This window comes from Candidatus Babeliales bacterium (assembly GCA_035288105.1).
Lineage (GTDB): Bacteria > Babelota > Babeliae > Babelales > Vermiphilaceae > SOIL31.
In genome coordinates, this window is record DATEAY010000030.1 from 1 (window position 1) to 2,602 (window position 2,602).

The following is a 2,602-nucleotide window of genomic DNA, read 5'->3' on the forward strand; positions in this document are numbered from 1 at the left end:
TTGAATGTTTTGCGTTTTACGCCTATTACCCTACGAAATTGTTCATCAGATATTTTTTTTAAATGGTCTATTTTCATGACTATTCCTTTTTAAGATTAGTCATTTAATATACCTATTTTTTAGAGAATCGAAAGAGGTCTAATGTAGGTTTTTTTAAGGTATAGTACCATGAGTTGGAATAACTATATGCCCATTGTAGTGGCGTTGATCGTTATATGTCCAATAATCATTTGTATTGAAAGAAATAAGAAAATGAATAATCACAAAGAACAAAAATCAGGCCATTTTATTTAACTGAGCAGAAAACCCTGGCTTTTTAAAGCCGGGGATGAATGCGAGTCATATTGGAGGCGATGGAGCAATGGGCGAAAGCAGCATTGCGAAGAGCCGGATCTTTGGGCATACTAAAAAACATGAGCAAATATTGGCACGAGTCTCAAACAAAGCATAGGCTTATGTATCATTTAGTATGGATTCCAAAGTATAGAAAAAGAGTATTAAAGGGAAAAGTAGCAGAAAGAATAAAAGATCTGTTGCATGAATGTGCAGATTTACAAAGATGGAAAATAGAAGAGTTAAACATTCAGCCGGATCATGTTCATATGTTAGTTCAAATGAATCCAAATGTGAGTGTGAGTCGTATGGTTCAATTGTTCAAGGGAATGACAAGTAAAATTGTACGGGAAGAATTTCCAGAAATGAAAGAATTTTTGTGGGGTAAAAGTTTTTGGTCAGACGGATACTTTGCAGAAACAAGCGGCCAGGTTAATGAAGATCGTATACGAGAATATATCCAAAATCAGTAAAATTAAAAACCTACAAGGCAAAGCGGGGGCTTTTAAGCCCCCTGTTTTTTACTTTTTCTGTTGAAAAATTGTTTGACAGTTTGTTTTGCGGCGCAATAAAAAAGATAACTTTCCAAATTTTCTACGAGTGGGTGTTCGTCATCAAGTTGTTTAATTATATCGACGTAAATTTGAGCTTGGTTATAATCGCCCAATTCACCAAAATATTTTGTACATACCTGGCAAAATGCTAGCAACTCTGAAACATGAAATACAGATCGATCGGGATATAAGATTTTTAGATCAAACTTATTATCAATTGCTTTGGCGGCTTCTTCCAGGTTGTTTTCTTGAATACAAAGGTCTGCGTACATACATCGTGCAAAAAAATACGTTGGAAATTTATTATAATTCTGAATGATTAATTGTTTGCTTGCAACAGTATCCTTATTGAGAGTGTGGGCGGCTGCGAGGTATCCAGCAAGAGTGGGATCGTTTGGATATTTTTCAATGAGAGCAGGAAGTTGCTTTAGAGCTTCTTTATAATTTGAGTCAAGCAACTCTCGCATTCTCACGCTTGTTTGTTCGAGTTCTTTAGAGCGTGTATATGTGCTAAGAGGTTCGAATGAAATATCATAGTTAATCAATCGTATAGTATCTGAAGTAGTATCAACTGTCATATAGTTCTCCTATTGTTTTGAGTAATTGTTTAGCACTATAGTTGTGTAGTATATAATTTTGAATGAAAAAAACGAGAAATAGTTATATGGGCCTTTATTGCAGATCCTTGTGCTTTTTGTTGTTATAGGCGAAAATAATTGTCATGAGTGTGTATCAAACATAAGGAATTTTTATGTCTCATCAAAAGGTAAAAAAAGAACAAAGCACGCTGAGCAGTATCATTGAATTTGCGGGTTTACTTATTATTGTCTTTTTAATTCGCACGTATGGCTTTGGTTTGTATCAAGTTCCCACTGGTTCCATGGAAACAACAATATTGGTTGGAGAACGGTTTTTATCTGATAAGTTTACGTACAATTTTAGAGGCCCGCGACGTGGTGAAATTATTGCGATGAATGATCCAGAATATCAATATTCTGACAACTACTTTAAAAGCTTATTTCAGCGCTATGTGTGGGGTCCACAGAATTGGACCAAACGTATTATTGGTGTGCCAGGAGATACCATTCGTGGTGCAATTGAAGATAGCAAGCCTGTTGTATATCGTAATGGTGAAAAATTGAATGAACTGTATATCAATACATATCCGTTGATCAGTGAACTTTCGCAAGATCAGGATGTTTTAATTAAAGTAATAGAAGCAGAAGTGAAAAAGTTATCTCGGCAATACAAGCTTGATCAGTCAATGATTAATCAATATGTAATGGAGCGATTATCACAAGAAGTGCTTGCACCACGTTCGTATGATTCTAGCAAGCCATATGATCAGCAGAAGTTCTATAAGTTTGACGAAAAGCGTGTTTTGCATGATGCACAAGGCAATCCTTCTCTCATTACTCCAGGAACACCGCTTTATCCCGGGAACGGTAAATTCTCTCCTGATGAAACGCGCAATAATTGGAATAAGTCAGATGTGTTTTTTGTTAAACTTGGACCGGATGAATATTGGGGAATGGGAGATAATCGTCTTGGTAGTAAAGATTGTCGCTTTTTTGGACCAGTGAAAAAAGAACAAATTCATGGAAGAATTATTTTCAGATTATGGTCAATTGATAGCAATGAAGGTTGGTGGATTGTTGATTTGATCAAAAATCCAATTGATTATTGGAAACGTGTGCGGTGGAGTAGATGTTATC

Annotated in this window: 4 protein-coding genes; 3 read left to right on the forward strand and 1 reads right to left on the reverse strand. The window is 35.7% G+C overall.

The annotated features are described in order from the left end of the window. The first annotated feature begins 168 nt into the window (after positions 1–168). Entirely contained in the window at positions 169–294 is a 126-nt protein-coding gene (locus VJJ26_01550) for a hypothetical protein (GenBank protein HLC06849.1), read from the forward strand. 38 nt (positions 295–332) lie between these two features. Then, positions 333–806, forward strand: a complete 474-nt coding sequence (tnpA, locus tag VJJ26_01555; protein HLC06850.1) for an IS200/IS605 family transposase — start codon at positions 333–335, stop codon at positions 804–806. A gap of 32 nt (positions 807–838) precedes the next feature. Here the strand turns inward: tnpA and VJJ26_01560 are convergent, their stop codons facing one another. Next, positions 839–1,465 carry a hypothetical protein gene (locus tag VJJ26_01560; protein ID HLC06851.1) on the reverse strand — a complete coding sequence of 209 codons (627 nt, stop codon included), beginning with the start codon at positions 1,463–1,465 and terminating at the stop codon, positions 839–841. A gap of 173 nt (positions 1,466–1,638) precedes the next feature. On the opposite strand from VJJ26_01560, the gene lepB reads away from it, so the two are divergent. Further along, on the forward strand, positions 1,639–2,602 hold a 964-nt coding region (gene lepB, locus VJJ26_01565; GenBank protein ID HLC06852.1), incomplete at its 3' end, for a signal peptidase I.

Bases quoted from the DNA above. Each gene is read 5' to 3' on its own strand.
- tnpA (HLC06850.1), top strand. From the start codon at position 333: ATGCGAGTCATATTGGAGGCGATGGAGCAATGGGCGAAAGCAGCATTG.
- VJJ26_01550 (HLC06849.1), top strand. From the start codon at position 169: ATGAGTTGGAATAACTATATGCCCATTGTAGTGGCGTTGATCGTTATA.
- VJJ26_01560 (HLC06851.1), bottom strand. From the start codon at position 1,465: ATGACAGTTGATACTACTTCAGATACTATACGATTGATTAACTATGAT.